The 14,873-nt window shown below is 71.2% G+C and carries 16 protein-coding genes; 3 read left to right on the plus strand and 13 right to left on the minus strand.

Going from position 1 to position 14,873, the window contains the following annotated elements:
• Window positions 1-248: 248 nt before the first annotated feature.
• Window positions 249-1,598 carry a C4-dicarboxylate transporter DctA gene (gene dctA / locus VF330_RS22705; RefSeq protein WP_330853665.1) on the minus strand — a complete coding sequence of 450 codons (1,350 nt, stop codon included), beginning with the start codon at window positions 1,596-1,598 and terminating at the stop codon, window positions 249-251.
• Window positions 1,599-1,709: 111 nt separating this feature from the next.
• Between dctA and VF330_RS22710 the strand changes: the two genes are divergently transcribed.
• The gene (locus VF330_RS22710) at window positions 1,710-2,609 is read left to right on the plus strand and encodes a TAXI family TRAP transporter solute-binding subunit (RefSeq protein WP_330853666.1); all 900 of its coding nucleotides are present in this window, start codon (window positions 1,710-1,712) and stop codon (window positions 2,607-2,609) included.
• On the opposite strand, the gene VF330_RS22715 is transcribed toward VF330_RS22710, so the two are convergent.
• Genes VF330_RS22715 through lgt form a run of 3 tightly spaced genes read right to left on the minus strand, consistent with a single transcriptional unit; the run spans window position 2,578 to window position 5,691 of the window.
• On the minus strand, window positions 2,578-3,951 hold the full coding sequence (locus VF330_RS22715) for a HAMP domain-containing sensor histidine kinase (protein WP_330853667.1): 1,374 nt from the start codon (window positions 3,949-3,951) through the stop codon (window positions 2,578-2,580). The genes VF330_RS22710 and VF330_RS22715 overlap by 32 nt on opposite strands.
• A 48-nt stretch (window positions 3,952-3,999) precedes the next feature.
• Window positions 4,000-4,662, minus strand: a complete 663-nt coding sequence (locus tag VF330_RS22720) for a response regulator transcription factor (protein WP_330853668.1) — start codon at window positions 4,660-4,662, stop codon at window positions 4,000-4,002.
• Window positions 4,663-4,665: 3 nt separating this feature from the next.
• Complete coding sequence (gene lgt, locus VF330_RS22725) at window positions 4,666-5,691, minus strand: prolipoprotein diacylglyceryl transferase (RefSeq protein ID WP_414675429.1); 1,026 nt, start codon at window positions 5,689-5,691, stop codon at window positions 4,666-4,668.
• A gap of 152 nt (window positions 5,692-5,843) precedes the next feature.
• Here lgt and VF330_RS22730 point away from each other — a divergent pair, with 152 nt between their 5' ends.
• Complete coding sequence (locus VF330_RS22730) at window positions 5,844-6,992, plus strand: FAD-dependent monooxygenase (protein WP_330853669.1); 1,149 nt, start codon at window positions 5,844-5,846, stop codon at window positions 6,990-6,992.
• On the opposite strand, the gene VF330_RS22735 is transcribed toward VF330_RS22730, so the two are convergent.
• From VF330_RS22735 to VF330_RS22760, 6 genes are all read right to left on the minus strand, one after another.
• A complete protein-coding gene (locus VF330_RS22735) occupies window positions 6,989-7,549 on the minus strand; it encodes a Uma2 family endonuclease (protein ID WP_330853670.1) in 561 nt (186 codons plus the stop codon). The two genes, VF330_RS22730 and VF330_RS22735, sit on opposite strands and share 4 nt — an antisense overlap.
• A gap of 249 nt (window positions 7,550-7,798) precedes the next feature.
• Window positions 7,799-8,587: a tryptophan synthase subunit alpha gene (gene trpA / locus VF330_RS22740; protein ID WP_414675430.1), complete on the minus strand. Its 789-nt coding sequence runs from the start codon at window positions 8,585-8,587 to the stop codon at window positions 7,799-7,801.
• Window positions 8,587-9,807, minus strand: a complete 1,221-nt coding sequence (gene trpB / locus VF330_RS22745; RefSeq protein WP_330853671.1) for a tryptophan synthase subunit beta — start codon at window positions 9,805-9,807, stop codon at window positions 8,587-8,589. The genes trpA and trpB overlap by 1 nt, the downstream gene beginning before the upstream one ends.
• Before the next feature lie 35 nt (window positions 9,808-9,842).
• On the minus strand, window positions 9,843-10,652 hold the full coding sequence (gene trpC / locus VF330_RS22750) for an indole-3-glycerol phosphate synthase TrpC (RefSeq protein ID WP_330853672.1): 810 nt from the start codon (window positions 10,650-10,652) through the stop codon (window positions 9,843-9,845).
• Between the two features lie 132 nt (window positions 10,653-10,784).
• Window positions 10,785-11,198 (minus strand): Trp biosynthesis-associated membrane protein, encoded by a 414-nt coding sequence (locus tag VF330_RS22755; RefSeq protein WP_330853673.1) that lies wholly within the window; start codon window positions 11,196-11,198, stop codon window positions 10,785-10,787.
• Window positions 11,188-12,726, minus strand: a complete 1,539-nt coding sequence (locus VF330_RS22760; RefSeq protein ID WP_330853674.1) for an anthranilate synthase component I — start codon at window positions 12,724-12,726, stop codon at window positions 11,188-11,190. The genes VF330_RS22755 and VF330_RS22760 overlap by 11 nt, the downstream gene beginning before the upstream one ends.
• Window positions 12,727-12,773: 47 nt before the next feature.
• Between VF330_RS22760 and VF330_RS22765 the strand changes: the two genes are divergently transcribed.
• Window positions 12,774-13,376, plus strand: coding sequence for a TetR/AcrR family transcriptional regulator (locus VF330_RS22765; RefSeq protein ID WP_414675431.1), 603 nt, complete (start codon window positions 12,774-12,776; stop codon window positions 13,374-13,376).
• Here the strand turns inward: VF330_RS22765 and hisI are convergent.
• From hisI to hisF, 3 genes are read right to left on the minus strand one after another with little or no spacing between them, the layout of a single operon-like run.
• Window positions 13,373-13,738: a phosphoribosyl-AMP cyclohydrolase gene (gene hisI, locus VF330_RS22770; RefSeq protein ID WP_330853676.1), complete on the minus strand. Its 366-nt coding sequence runs from the start codon at window positions 13,736-13,738 to the stop codon at window positions 13,373-13,375. The two genes, VF330_RS22765 and hisI, sit on opposite strands and share 4 nt — an antisense overlap.
• The gene (locus VF330_RS22775; RefSeq protein ID WP_330853677.1) at window positions 13,735-14,094 is read right to left on the minus strand and encodes a hypothetical protein; all 360 of its coding nucleotides are present in this window, start codon (window positions 14,092-14,094) and stop codon (window positions 13,735-13,737) included. Before VF330_RS22775 ends, hisI begins: the two co-directional genes overlap by 4 nt.
• A complete protein-coding gene (gene hisF, locus VF330_RS22780; RefSeq protein ID WP_330853678.1) occupies window positions 14,091-14,849 on the minus strand; it encodes an imidazole glycerol phosphate synthase subunit HisF in 759 nt (252 codons plus the stop codon). Before hisF ends, VF330_RS22775 begins: the two co-directional genes overlap by 4 nt.
• Between the last annotated feature and the right edge of the window lie 24 nt (window positions 14,850-14,873).

Here is a 14,873-nt window from a genome sequence, read left to right on the forward strand (position 1 = left end):
GGATGCACTGGCCGAACCGGCGTCTTTGCTGGTCAGCGGCGTATCGTCTCAGTTAGCGGACGCTCACGCACGTCAGCCTCGCCCCACCGTAGCACCGTCCACTCGAGGCGCGCTGGATTGTTCCCCGCCAAACGAAAACCGAGGCCCCGGCCACCCCGCGCCGCGTGCGGGAAGGGCGGGACCTCGGCGTTCGAGGAGGTCCGTGGTCGCGTGGCCGGAGGCGGGAAGAGCGCCTCCGGCCACGGACGTCAGTGGGCCGCCGCCACCTTGTCCGACTCGGCGTGCTGCTTCTCCAGCAGGTCGTCGACGTCGACGAGGTCGGGGTTGTCGAGCACCTCGTTCAGGCGCTCCTTGTCGAGGGACTTCTGCCAGGCGGCGACCACGAGCGAGCCGACGCCGTTGCCGATGACGTTGGTGATGGCGCGGGCCTCGGACATGAAGCGGTCGATGCCGACGATGAGCGCGATGCCGACCGCGGGGATGGCCGAGTGGGCCTCGAACGCCTGCAGCGACGCGGCCAGGGTGACGAGGCCGGCGCCGGTGACGCCCGCCGCGCCCTTCGACGCGATCAGCATGAACAGCAGCAGGCCGATCTGCACGCCGATCGACACGTCGTGACCGGTGGCCTGGGCGATGAAGATCGCGCCCATGGTCAGGTAGATGCAGGTGCCGTCGAGGTTGAACGAGTACCCGGTCGGGATGGTGAGGCCGACGACCGACTTCTGCGCGCCGGCCGCCTCCAGCTTGACCATCATGCGGGGCAGCACCGACTCGCTGGACGACGTGCCGAGCACGATCAGGATCTCGTCCTTGATGTAGCGCAGGAACTTCAGCAGGCTGAAGCCCGCGATCCGCGCCACGATGCCGAGCACGACGACGACGAACAGCAGGCACGTGACGTAGAACGAGCCCATCAGCCAGAGCAGCTTGCTGAGGATGCCGCCGCCGAACTTGCCGACGGTGTAGGCGATGCCGCCGAACGCGCCGATCGGGGCCGCGTACATGACGATCTTGATGATGCCGAACATGACCTTGGACAGCGTCTCCATGGCGGAGACGACCTTGGCGCCGCGCTCGCCCATGCCCGCCACGGCGACCGCGACGAGGATCGCGACCACGAGCACCTGGATCAGCTGGCCGTCCGTGAACGCGCTGACGAACGACTTCGGCACCAGGCTCAGGATGAAGCCGGTGACACCGGTCTCCGCGGTCGACGCCGACTTCAGCGTGTCCTTGGCCGCGGCCTCGTTCAACGCGATGTCACCGCCGTGGTGACCCGGCGCCACGACGTTCACGACGATCAGGCCGATGGCGAGCGCCACCGTGGTCATCGCGGTGAAGTAGAGGATCGTGCGCAGTGCCAGCCCGCCCGCCTTGGCGAGGTTCCCGAGGCCGGCGATGCCGACGATGATCGTCGCGAAGATGGTCGGCGCGATGACGACCTTGACGAGGTTCACGAACAGGTCGGCGAGCCACTTCATCTCGGACGCCTGTTTGGGGAACAGGAAGCCGACGGCGGCGCCCAGCACGATGGAGACAAGCACCCAGAAGTAGAGGTGCTTGTAGATCGGTTTGCGGCCTGTGGTGGTGGTCGCCACGGTTCCTCCTTGAACTTCGCGTTGGGAGAGAGGGTGGGCCGCGCCACACGGGGCGACAAGCCGACGTCGCGAAACTTCAGACAGCCCTGACGTAACAGCTAGGCTTCGCCGGTGTCGCTCAGCCGTCGCACGCTTCTGCTAGGGGGCGCTCTGGCTCTCGCGGGGTGCACCCCGCGCAGGGTCGAGGCGCCCGCCGAGCTGCTGCTCGCGACCGGTCCGGAGGGCGCCGTCTTCCGCGAGGTCGGCGGTGCGCTGGCCGCGGCGGTGGCCGAGCAGCTGCCCGGCACGAAGGTCACCGCGATCCCGACCGCCGCGTCGGTGGAGAACCTCGCGCTGCTGCGCTCCGGCGAGGCCCAGCTCGCGCTGTCCTCTTTGGACCCCATCGACGACCCGCAGAGCGTCCGCGCGGTCGGCCGGCTCTACGACAGCTTCATGCAGATCGCCGTGCCGGCCGCGTCCCCGATCCACACCTTCGCCGACCTCGCGGGCAAGCGGATCTCGTTGGGTCCCACGGGTTCCGGCACCGAGTTCACCGCGATGCGGATGCTGCGCGAGTTCGGCGTGTCCGCAATGGACGAACGCATGGCGCACTCGGAGGCGTCCCGCCGCGTCGCCGACGGGTCGCTCGACGCGATGCTGGCGCTCACCGGCATCCCGACGCCCGCGATCACCGACCTCAAGGGCAGGATCCGGCTGATCGACATCACGCCGGAGGCCGTCAAGCTCGCCGACACCTACAAGGGCCCGTACATCCCGGCGACCATCCCCAGCACCACCTACGAGGGCGTGGTCGCGAACCACACGTTCGCCGTGCCGAACCTGCTGCTCGCGCGCGAACAGCTGAGCGCGGACGTGGTCGAGGTCGTCACGCGCACGGTGTTCACCGAGACGGCCAGGATCGTGGAGGGCCACCCGGAGGCGTCGCGGATCAACGTCCGCACCGGGATCGCGACCGGTCTCGTGCCGCTGCACGACGGCGCTATGCGCTGGTTCCGTTCCGCGAAGCGCTGAGCGCCACCCGCACGTCCAGGCCGGGGCCGGCGTCGTGCAGGGTGAGCGTGCCGCCCGCCGACTCGATGAGCTCCGCGCAGATCGCGAGGCCCATGCCGGTGCCCGCGACGTTCTGGTGCTTGGTGGCGCGCCAGAACCGCTGGAGCGCGAGCTCCCGTTCCTCGTCGGTCAGCCCGTCGCCGTTGTCGACGACGTGCAGCTCACCGGGCTTGCCGGTGACGCGGACCTCGGTGGCGCCGGACAGGCGGACGGCGTTGCTGACCAGCTCGTCGAGCACGCTGCCGAGGCCGCCGGGCGGTTCCTGCATGGTCAGCCCGGCCGGCATGTCGATGGTGAGCTCGACGTCGGCCTGGCTGGCGAGCGCCTGCCACGCCGGCCGGTGGGTCGCGAGGAGCTGGTCGATCTCGACGGGCTCCGCCTGCCGGGCGCTGTCGAGCCGGGTGGCCGCGAGCAGCGTGTCGAGCACGCGCCCCATCTCCTCGGCCTCCTCGACGGCGATCTGGTGGGCCTCCCTGGCGTGCTCGCCCTCGACGTGCGGCTCCAGGTTGTCCACGGCGAGCCGCAGGCTGGCCAGCGGGTTGCGCAGCTGGTGCGACGCGTCGGCGACGAACGCCCGCTGCCTGTTCAAGGCCCTGCCGACGACGTCGACCATCGTGTTGAAGCTGCGCGCCAGCCGCCTCAGCTCCGGCGGGCCGCCGACCTCGTCCGCCCGCACGTCGAGGTTGCCCTGCGCGACGGCGGCGGTGGCCTCGTCGAGCTTGCTGACCGGCCTGAGCACCCACCGCGACATCGGCCAGGCGGCGGCGACCACGGCCAGCATCGGCGCGAGCCCGGCCAGCGCCATCAGCCCCCACTGCCGCAGCACCTCGGTCCGCAGGCCGCGGGTCTGCGAGATCGTGACGACCGCGGCCACCACCTCGCTGTCGCGCCCGACCGGTTCGACGACGACCATCGGCCCGGTGCGCCACGGCCAGCCCGTGTAGTCGGGCTCCGGCCGGATGCCGCCGTTGAGCGCCGTGTCGAGGGCCGTGGTGACCTCGGGGTCGCTGGTCGGGTCGAACCCGAACCGCGAGGCCAGCAGGATCCGCTTGTCCGCGCTGACCAGGGCGACCGGCACGGCGTAGAGGGCGTCGTAGCGCTGGACCTCCTGGCTCAGCGCCTCCAGCCGGTCCGACTGCAGCGCGCTCTCGGCGAGCGAGGCGAACCGGCTGGCGTCACCGAGGCGGTCGAGGTAGGTGGTCTGCGTCTCCCGCTGCACCACCGCGGACGCCAAGGGGATGCCGAGCGCCGCGACCAGCGCGACGAGCAGCGGAACGGTGATGGCGAGCAGTCGGCGGAGCATCGGTTCAGATTGTTCCGCACGGGTGCGTGGCTGTCTCTCGGAGACTCGTCACGTGGCGAGGCGGTAGCCGACGCCCCTGACGGTCTCGATGCGGACGTGCCCGCCGAGCTTCCCGCGCAACGCCGCGATGTGCGTGTCCAGCGTCCGCGACGGCGCCTCCCAGTGCGCCTGCCACACCTGGTCGACGATGAAGTCGCGGCTCACCACCTCGCCCTTGCGGGTCGCGAGGAGGGCGAGCAGGTCGAACTCCTTGCGGGTGAGCGACAGCTGCTCCCCCGCGAGCGTGACCGTGCGCGTCGACGTGAGGATGTGGAGCGGACCGACCTCGACGGGCGCCTCGCTCTCGGGCCCCGCGCGGTGCGCGCGCGTTCTGCGCAGGACGGCCTCGATGCGCGCGAGCAGCTCGGACGTGCCGAACGGCTTCACCACGTAGTCGTCGGCGCCCGCCCGCAGCCCGAGCACGCGTTCCCGTTCCTCGCCGCGCGCGGTCACCGTGATGACGGCGGTGCCGGGGCGGTGCCGCAGCTCGCGCAGCACGTCGAGGCCGTCGCCGTCGGGCAGCCCGAGGTCGAGCAGCACCACGTCGGCGGGCGCGGCACGCAGCGCATCGGCGGCCGTGGCCACCCGGTGCACCTCGTAGCCCGCGTGCCGCAACGCGGTCAGCAGGCCCCTGGCCACCCGGTCGTCATCCTCGACGACGAGCACGCGCACAGATCACTCCGGTGTGCCGGACTCCGCGGAGTCCTTCCTGGCCTTCACGTCGTCGGCGCCGGTCTTCTCCGCGCTCGTCACCGCGACGGGCTCGTCGACGGCGTCCTCCGCGACGGTCTGGTCCTCGACTGGCGTCTCGCCCGCGGGCGCGTGGGCGGCTCGCAGCGCCGCGACGTCCTCGCGTTCACCCCGCGACCGGGCGATGACGAAGTAGGCCACCGCGCCCAGGAACACCAGGCCCGACACGAACACGTTGACGCGCGTGCCGAAGATCAGCGTCGCCTCGTCGGTGCGCATGAGCTCGATCCAGAACCGCCCGGCCGTGTAGCCGGCGACGTAGAGCGCGAACACCCGCCCGTGGCCGAGCCGGAACTTCCGGTCCGCCCACACGATCAGCAGGGCGACGCCGAGGTTCCACAGCAGCTCGTAGAGGAACGTCGGGTGCACGACCTGGATCGGCGTGTGGTCGATGGCGACACCGGCCAGCGCGTCCTCACGGCCCTCCGGCGTGACCCGGCGGTAGATCTCCAGACCCCACGGCAGCGTCGTGTCGCCGCCATAAAGTTCCTGGTTGAAGTAGTTGCCGAGACGCCCTATGGCCTGCGCCGTGACGATGCCGGGCGCCAGCGCGTCCGCCATCGCGGGCAGCGGGATGCCCTTGCGCCGGCAGCCGATCCACGCGCCCACCGCTCCGAGGGCGATGGCGCCCCAGATGCCGAGGCCACCGTTCCAGATCTCCAGCGCCGCGAGCGGGTTCTTGCCCGGCCCGAAGTACTTCTGGTTGTCGGTGATGACGTGGTAGAGCCGCCCGCCGACCAGGCCGAACGGCACCGCCCACACGGCGATGTCGGTCACCTCGCCCTTGATGCCGCCGCGGTCGACCCAGCGGCGCTCACCCCACCAGATGGCGACGATGATGCCGGCGATGATGCACAGCGCGTAGGCCCTGATGGGGAGCGGACCGAGGTGCCACACACCTTGGTCTGGGCTCGGGATCGTGGCCAGGACGGCGTTCAACCCGTTCAACACGACGCCCACCGTACCGGTGGCCCCGTGAGCGCCTCGTTCGGACGCTCGATCGTTACCGGCCTGAACCCGGCGGGGTGCCTCGGCGGGTGGTTCGTGGTCGCCGTACCGACATACTCGGACGCGGTCGGTGGCGGACTCGCGAAAGGTCGGACATGACGGTCCTGGTGGTCGGCGGTGGCATCGGTGGCCTGGCGGCGGCGCTCGGTCTGGCCCGTGCCGGGCAGCGGGTGACGGTGCTCGAGGCCGCCCCGGTGTTCGCGGAGATCGGTGCCGGCATCCAGGTGGGGCCCAACGGGTTTCGCATGCTCGACTTCCTCGGCGTCGGGGCGGTGGTCCGGTCTCGTGCCGTGCACGTGGACGAGTGGCGGCTGCGGTGCGGGGTGTCCGGGGAGCTGATCGCCGGCCTGCCGATCGACGCGCGCTTCCACGAGCGGTTCGGCACGTACGCGGTGGTGCACCGCGACGACCTGCTCGCGCCGCTGCTCGCCGCCTGCGCCGAGCACGAACTGGTCGACCTCCGGCCCGACAGCGCCGTGCAGGCCTACACGCAGGACGCCGGCGGGGTCACCGTGGCGTTGCGGTCCGGCGACCTCGTGCACGGCGAGGCGCTGGTCGGTGCGGACGGGCTGCGGTCCGCGGTGCGGCGGCAGCTCGTCGGCGACGGCGAGCCACCCGTGTCCGGGCACACCGCGTTCCGCGCCGTCATCCCCGCTCAGGACGTGCCCCGGTCGTTGAAGGAGAACGTCGTCACACTCTGGGCCGGGCCCCGCTTCCACGTCGTCTGGTACGTGATCGCCGGTGGCCGGTTCGTGAACCTCGTCGCCACGACGGACAACGGCGCCACCGAACCCGTGGCCGGCAAGCCCGTCGACCACGCCGAGGTGGTGCGGCACTTCACGCCGCTGTGCGACGACGCGACGCGGATCATGCAGCTCGCCCAGGAGTGGCGGGCGTGGGTGCTGTGCGACCGCGAACCCGTCACCGACTGGCAGGACGCCCGCGTCGTGCTGCTGGGCGACGCGGCTCACCCCGTGCTGCAGTACGCCGCCCAGGGCGCCTGTCAGGCGTTGGAGGACGCCGTCTGCCTCGCCTCGACGTTCGATCCGCGTGACGTGATCGGCTCGTTCGCGCAGTACGCGTCCTTACGCCAGCCACGCACCGCGCGCGTGCACCACGCGTCGCGGTTCATGGGCCGGGAGATCTTCCACGTCACCGGTGAGGCCGCCCGGGCCCGTGACGCGATGTTCGCGTCGTGGACCGTCGCCGACCTGCACGACCGGCTGGACTGGCTCTACCGCTAGAACTTGATGGTGACGGGGAACGGCCGCTCGGTCTTCAGGACGCCGTCCTCGCTGGTGGCGATCTCGACGTAATCCTCGCCCTGGAGCTCCAGCAGCGTGGCCTCGACGACGCGCCCGCCGGGATCGACCATCAGGTAGTGGGGAATGCCCGCCCTCGCGTAAAGGCCGCGCTTCAAGCCCTCGTCGTTCAGCCGGGTGCTGGGCGAGAACACCTCGCCGACGAGCACCACGTCGGACACCGGGAACATGACGCCTGCTTCTCGCGGCCGCACGACCGTGAAGTCCGGAATCACCAGACGACCGCTGGAGAGCAGGACGTTCAGCTCGATCGTCGCCTCGAGATCAGCCGGACAAGCTGCGACCAGAGCGCCGTACGCACGCCCCACCAGTTGCTGGTGGCGGTACGACCCGAGCGGGCTCACGAGGAGCATCCCGTCGACGAGCTCGATGCGCTGGCTGTTGTCCTCCGGCAGCGACAGGACGTCGTCGAGCGACCAGGGGCCCACGTGCCTCGGCAACAGGTAGTCGGCTGGTGCCGCTTCTGCTGGAGCCGCCACAGGGCATCACCTCCGAAAACCGCCCGGCGAGTACCAGTGTGGCACGCCGGACGAAGAGCTGGGTTGTGCATGGAGCCACGATTGCAGGTCAGAGAGGTCCCCAAAGGGGGTTCGGGCTCCTACGAGTACAGATTCACTCGATCAGGCGTTCGAATTGATGTCATCCTCTTGGAGGAGGCTCACAGCCTTGGACGGGACACAAGAAAGCCGCCCGGCCCGAAGACCGAGCGGCTCCTCACGAGCACGACGTCAGACGGTCGCGGCCGCCGAGCGCACGCCCTGGGCGAGGTCCGCGGCCAAGGCGCGCACGGCACCGTCGCCCTCGGCCACGGCGGACACGAAGGCCGACCCGACGATCACGCCGTCGGCGAACCCGGCGATCTCCGCGGCCTGCGCACCGGACCGCACGCCCAGGCCGACGCCGATCGGCAGCGTGGTGTGCTCGCGCACCCGTGCGACGAGCTCGGGAGCGGCGGACGACACGACGTCGCGGGCGCCGGTCACGCCCATGACGGCGGTGGCGTACAGGAAGCCGGAGGACTGGCGCGCGGTCATCGCGATGCGGTCCTCGGTGGACGACGGCGCGACCAGGAAGGTCCGGTCGAGGCCGTGCGCCTCGGATGCGGCCAGCCAGTCGTCCGCCTCGTCCGGCACGAGGTCCGGCGTGATCAGGCCGAGGCCGCCCGCGGCGGCGAGGTCGCGCGCGAACGCGTCCACGCCGTAGCGCAGCACGGGGTTCCAGTAGGTCATCACGACCGCGCGCCCGCCGGCGTCGGCCACGGACGCGACCACGTCGAACAGGTCGCGCACCCGGAACCCGGCGGCCAGCGCCTGCTCGGCGGCGGCCTGGATCGTCGGGCCGTCCATCACGGGGTCGGAGAACGGCAGGCCGACCTCGACCAGGTCACATCCGGCCTCGACCATCGCGCGGAGGTGGTCCTTGGACCCGGAGATCGTCGGGTAGCCCGCCGGCAGGTAGCCGATCAGCGCGGCGCGCGACTCGGCGCGTGCGGTCGAGAACACCTCGGACAACGACATCAGGCCTGTCCCCCGTCAGCGAGGCCGAAGTACTTCACGGCCGTGTCCATGTCCTTGTCGCCGCGGCCGGAGAGGTTCACGACCAGCAGCCCGTCCGGGCCGAGCGACGGGCCGAGCTTGAGCGCGCCCGCGAGGGCGTGCGAGGACTCGATCGCCGGGATGATGCCCTCGGTGCGGGAGAGCAGCGCGAACGCCTCCATGGCCTCGGCGTCGGTCACCGGGAAGTACTCGGCGCGGCCGATGTCCTTGAGGTGCGAGTGCTCGGGGCCCACGCCGGGGTAGTCGAGACCGGCGGAGATCGAGTGCGCCTCGGTGATCTGGCCGTCCTCGTCCTGCATGACGTACGACATCGCGCCGTGCAGCGATCCGGGCGTGCCCGCGGTCAGCGTGGCGCCGTGGCTGCCGCTGTCCAGGCCGGAGCCGCCGGGCTCGACGCCGACGAGGCGGACCTCAGGGTCGTCGATGAAGCCGTGGAAGATGCCGATCGCGTTCGAGCCGCCGCCGACGCAGGCGACGACCGCGTCGGGGAGCCGGCCCGCCTTCTCCAGGACCTGCTCGCGCGCCTCGATGCCGATGACGCGGTGGAAGTCGCGCACGAGCAGCGGGAACGGGTGCGGGCCCGCGGCGGTGCCGAGCAGGTAGTGCGTGTCGTCGACGTTGGTGACCCAGTCGCGCAGCGCCTCGTTGATCGCGTCCTTGAGCGTGCGCGAGCCGGACTTCACCGGGATGACCTCGGCGCCGAGCAGGCGCATGCGCGCGACGTTGAGCGCCTGCCGCTCGGTGTCGAACTCGCCCATGTAGACGACGCAGTCGAGGCCGAGCAGCGCGCAGGCCGTCGCGGTGGCGACGCCGTGCTGGCCGGCGCCGGTCTCGGCGATCACGCGCTTCTTGCCCATGCGCTTGGTGAGCAGCGCCTGGCCCAGCACGTTGTTGATCTTGTGCGAGCCGGTGTGGTTGAGGTCCTCGCGCTTGAGGAAGACGCGCGTCCCGGCGTGCTCCGCGAACTTCGGGGCCTCGGTCAGCAGGGACGGGCGGCCCGCGAAGTCCTTCAGCAGGCGCTGGAACTCGTTCACGAACTCCGGGTCGAGGCGCGCCTTGTCGTACTCCGCGGCCAGCTCGTCCACCGCCGCGATCAGGGCCTCTGGAACGAATCGGCCACCCCACGGGCCGAAGTGGCCCCGTGCGTCGGGATCGTGCGGCGTGGGCGTGAACTGGCCCATCGGGTAACTCCTCCAGCGCTGTTATCGGCAGCGCTTCATCGACTGGGCCGCGGGCACGCGGGGTGCGAACCGGCGGTCACGAGCTTGTTCACGGCGGCCTTGGGGTCGCCGCTGGTCACGAGGCTCTCGCCGACGAGCACCGCGTCGGCACCCGCACCGGCGTAAGCCATCAGGTCGCCGGGGCCGGTCACGCCCGACTCCGCGATCTTGATCGTCTCGAAGGGTAGCCCCGGCGCGATCCTGCCGAACACGTCCTTGTCGACCTCCAGCGTGTGGAGGTTGCGCGCGTTCACCCCGATGACTGAAGATCCCGCCTCCAGCGCGCGGTCGGCCTCCTCGGCCGTGTGCACCTCGACGAGCGCCGTCATGCCGAGCGACTCCACCCGGTCGAGCAGCGACACCAGCGCGTTCTGCTCCAGCGCGGCCACGATCAGCAGCACCAGGTCGGCGCCGTGCATCCGCGCCTCGTGCACCTGGTACGGCGACACGATGAAGTCCTTGCGCAGCAAGGGGATCTTCACCGTCCTCCGCACGGCGTCGAAGTCGGCGAGCGACCCGCCGAAGCGGCGCTGCTCGGTCAGCACGCTGATCACCGACGCGCCACCGGCCTCGTAGGAGGCCGCGAGCTCCGCCGGCTCGGGGATCTCGGCCAGCGCTCCCTTGGAGGGGCTGCGGCGCTTGACCTCGGCGATGACACCCACGTTCGGCCCGCGCAGCACCGACATCACATCGAGCGGAGGGGCGGTTCTGGCCGCGCGCTCCTTGACGACTTCGAAGGACAACTGAGCCTCACGAGCGGCGAGATCCTCACGCACACCTTCGAGGATGGACTCGAGAACCGTCACAGTCTTGCTCCCCTTCCCGCTACGGGGATGCTAACCCCGGCGGAGTAACGCCTCAGCCACCGGGGGTTGGCTGTCCACGCAGCTGACCGAGGTCGTGCACGTGTCACATGCGTGAATGCCAATGGATGATCTTCACTCGTTCGAGGACCGACCGCCGGGGTCCGCATCGTCAGCCGGGCCGTCGGTGGGGTCGTCGCCGCGTTCGAGCGCGCGCCACATGTCGGCCTCCGGGTCGCGCGCACGGGTCTTCTGGCCGCCGACGCCGATCTTCGGCATGCGGGCCCCGAGAACCGCCAGGAGCGCGCCGGCGAGCACCACCAGGACACCGCCCGCGACCGCGAGCCAGTGGCCGGTGAACGCGGCCGCGACACCCACGACGACCAGCAGCGCGCCGAGGACCCGCCGGACCACGCCGCTCAGCGCGACGACCGCGGCGACGGACGCGAGGCTCAGCAGCGCGACCGGCACCGACCCCGCGCCCCAGAAGGCACCCGCCGCGCCCACCAGCAGGAGCGCGGCGATCCACAGTGGACGGCTACCGTTCAACGGCCGGGGCCATCGTCTGCGCGGTGGCGATCGCGGCCAGCACCGCGCCCGCCTTGTTCAGGCACTCGTTGTCCTCGGCCAGCGGGTCGGAGTCGGCCACGATGCCGCCGCCCGCCTGCACGTACGCCACGCCGTCGCGCACGAGAGCGGTGCGGATGGCGATGGCCGTGTCCGCGTCCCCGGCGAAGTCGAAGTAGCCGACGACGCCGCCGTAGAGGCCGCGGCGGGTGGGTTCCAGTTCCTCGATGAGCTCCATCGCGCGCGGCTTGGGCGCGCCGGACAGCGTGCCGGCGGGGAAGCACGCGGCGACGGCGTCGTAGGCCGTCCTGCCCTCGGCCAGCTCACCGGTCACGGTCGACACGATGTGCATGACGTGGCTGTACCGCTCGACCTTGAAGAAGTCGACGACGTGCACGGAGCCCGGCTTGCAGACGCGGCCCAGGTCGTTGCGGCCGAGGTCGACGAGCATCAGGTGCTCCGCGCGTTCCTTCTGGTCGGCCAGCAGGTCCTTCTCGAGCAGCGCGTCCTCTTCCGGGTCCTCGGCACGCCACCGGGTGCCCGCGATGGGGTGAGTGGTCGCCTTGCCGTCGCGCACGGTGACCAGCGACTCCGGGCTGGACCCGACGATGTCGAACCCGTCGAGGCGCAGCAGGTACATGTACGGGCTGGGGTTCGTCGCGCGCAGCACCCGGTAGATGTCGAGCGCGTCGGCGTCCGTGTCGATCTCGAACCGCTGCGACACGACGACCTGGAACGCCTCGCCCGCCCGGATGGCCTCCTTGGCCTTCTCGACGGCCGCGAAGTGCTCCGCCTGCGACCGGCGGCGGCGGAACTGCGGCTTGGGCCGCGAGAACACGGCGGCCGTGGGCGGCGCCGGGGTGTGCAGCGCCGTCGTCATCTCGTCGAGGCGGCGCACCGCGTCGTCATAGGCGGCGTCGACGCGTTCGGTGGAGTCGTCCCAGTTGATCGCGTTCGCGATGAGCGTGACGGTGCCCTCGTGGTGGTCGAGCGCGGCCAGGTCGGTGGCGAGCAGCATGACCATCTCGGGCAGCAACAGGTCGTCCTCGGCGATGACCGGCAGCCGTTCCAGGCGCCTCACGGCGTCGTAGCCGATGTACCCGACCATGCCGCCGGTGAGGGGCGGCAGACCGGGCAGCGGGTCCGTGCGCAGCACCTCGACGGTCTCGCGCAACGCCTGCATCGGGTCGCCGCCGTCGGGCAGGCCCACGGGTCGCGTGCCCGTCCAGAACGCCTCGCCACCGGTGGCGGTGAGGGCGGCGGACGACCGCACGCCGATGAACGACCACCGCGACCACGAGCGGCCGTTCTCGGCCGACTCGAAGAGGAACGTGCCCGGCTGGTCCGCACCGAGCTTGCGGTAGAGGCCGACCGGCGTCTCCGCGTCCGCGAGCAGCTTGCGCACGACCGGGATGACCCGGCGGTTGACCGCGAGCTCGCGGAACTCCTCACGAGTGGGGCTCACGGCCCCCAGACCTGCGGCGGCCACGGCCCCGATGACGCTCACCATGACCACGATTGTTGCATGAATTCAACATTTGTTGAAATATGGCCCGCGTGGAGCAAGTGAACCAGAAACGCCGAGGCCGCCGCGCCGCGGGCGAGGACACCAGGTCCGCGCTCGTCGCCGCGGCACGCGAGGTGTTCGTCGAGAAGGGCTACGACGGCGCGACGGTCCGCGCGATCGCGGCCAAGGCGGGCGTGGACGCGGCCATGGTCAACCACTGGTTCGGCGGCAAGGAGGGCCTGTTCGCCCAGTCCGTGCTGCAGCTCCCGTTCGACCCGTCGGAGATCCTCAAGCGCCTGCTCGACGGCCCGGCGGACGAGGCGGGCGAACGGATCGTCCGCACGTTCGTGACGGTCTGGGACGCGACCAGCGGCGGCACGTTCGCCGCGCTGATCCGCAGCGTGACCAGCCAGCCGGAGGTCGCGAACGCGCTGAAGTCGTTCTTCGTCAACGCGATCTTCAAGAACGTGCTGGCGGAGTTCGGCGCGGAACAGCGCGAGCTGCGGGCGTCCCTGTGCGCGACGCAGATGGTCGGGCTGGGCATCGTCCGGTACGTCGTCCACTTCGAGCCGCTGGCGTCGGTCGACGTCGACACCGTGGTCAGGACGATCGGCCCGAACCTGCAGCGCTACCTCACCGGCGACCTGGGCTAGTCGCTGTCCCGGTCGGCCTCGGACAGCAGCACGGTGGCGTCGAAGCACGTGCGGTCGCCCGTGTGGCAGGCGGCGCCGACCTGGTCGACGGTCAGCAGCAGCGTGTCGCCGTCGCAGTCCAGCCTGACCTCGTGCACGTACTGGGTGTGGCCGGAGGTCTCGCCCTTCACCCACAGCTGCTGGCGGCTGCGCGAGTAGTAGGTCGCGCGGCGCGTGGTGAGCGTGCGGTGCAGCGCCTCGTCGTCCATCCACGCCACCATCAGCACCTCACCGGTGCCGCGCTGCTGCGCGACCGCGCAGACCAGGCCGTCGGGGGTGCGCTTGAGCCGCCGGGACAAGGCGGGGTCGAGCGGGCTGCTCAACGGGGACCTCCCAGGTGTTCGCGAGCGGGCCCGGTGTTGAGCAGGACCACTCCGTAGATGTGCACAGCGGACAGCACGCCGGACGCGACGCGGGCCCACGCCGGTCCGTCGGCCAGCACGATCACGAGGTGCAGCAGGGCGACCAGGACGAACACGATCATCGCCGGGTAGTGCGCGAACCGGAGCCGCAGGAGCAGCGCGGCCGCGACCGGCAGCTCCAGGACCGCGACGAACGACGGCAGCTTCAGCACGTCCGCGTCGCCGGTCGAGCGCCACAGCACCAGCCCGACCACGAAGAACACCAGCGCCCCGCCCAGCGCGACCGCCGAGGCCACCCGCACCTCGACGGGTTTCACCGCACCACGACGCCCGCCTGGCGCAGGCCGTCCTTGACCTCGCCGATGCGCAGCTGCCCGAAGTGGAAGACGCTCGCGGCCAGCACGGCGTCCGCGCCCGCGGCGACGGCCGGCGGGAAGTGGTCGACCGCGCCCGCGCCACCGCTCGCGATGAGCGGCACGTCGACCTCGCGGCGGACCAGCTCGATGAGCTCGATGTCGAAGCCGGCCTTGGTGCCGTCGGCGTCCATGGAGTTCAGCAGGATCTCGCCAACGCCCAGCTCCTGGCCCCTGGCGGCCCACTCGACGGCGTCGATGCCGGTGCCGGTGCGGCCGCCGTGCGTGGTGACCTCGAACCCGGTGCCGCCGGGGATCCGCCGCGCGTCGACCGACAGCACGATGCACTGCGCGCCGTACCGCTCGGAGCACTCCTTGAGCAGCTCGGGACGGGCGATCGCGGCGGTGTTGAGGCTGACCTTGTCCGCGCCGGCGCGGAGCAGCTTGTCCACGTCCTCGGGGCTGCGCACGCCGCCGCCGACCGTGAGGGGGATGAACACCTGCTCGGCGGTGCGGCGGACCACGTCGTACGTCGTCTCGCGGTCGCCGCTGCTGGCCGTCACGTCGAGGAACGTCAGCTCGTCGGCACCCTCGGCGTCGTACGCCCTGGCGAGCTCGACCGGGTCGCCCGCGTCGACGAGGTTCGTGAAGTTGACGCCCTTCACCACCCGGCCCCGGTCGACGTCGAGACAGGGGATGACACGGACCGCGACTGACATGCGGGAAAGCCTACAAGGGCCCTT

It is taken from the genome of Lentzea sp. (genome assembly GCF_036380075.1).
Lineage (GTDB): Bacteria > Actinomycetota > Actinomycetes > Mycobacteriales > Pseudonocardiaceae > Lentzea.

Coding starts and splice junctions, on each gene's coding strand:
- VF330_RS22715 (WP_330853667.1), bottom strand. CDS start 3,951: ATGCTCCGCCGACTGCTCGCCATCACCGTTCCGCTGCTCGTCGCGCTG.
- VF330_RS22730 (WP_330853669.1), top strand. CDS start 5,844: ATGACGGTCCTGGTGGTCGGCGGTGGCATCGGTGGCCTGGCGGCGGCG.
- trpA (WP_414675430.1), bottom strand. CDS start 8,587: ATGTCGTTGTCCGAGGTGTTCTCGACCGCACGCGCCGAGTCGCGCGCC.
- trpB (WP_330853671.1), bottom strand. CDS start 9,807: ATGGGCCAGTTCACGCCCACGCCGCACGATCCCGACGCACGGGGCCAC.
- VF330_RS22760 (WP_330853674.1), bottom strand. CDS start 12,726: ATGGTGAGCGTCATCGGGGCCGTGGCCGCCGCAGGTCTGGGGGCCGTG.
- hisF (WP_330853678.1), bottom strand. CDS start 14,849: ATGTCAGTCGCGGTCCGTGTCATCCCCTGTCTCGACGTCGACCGGGGC.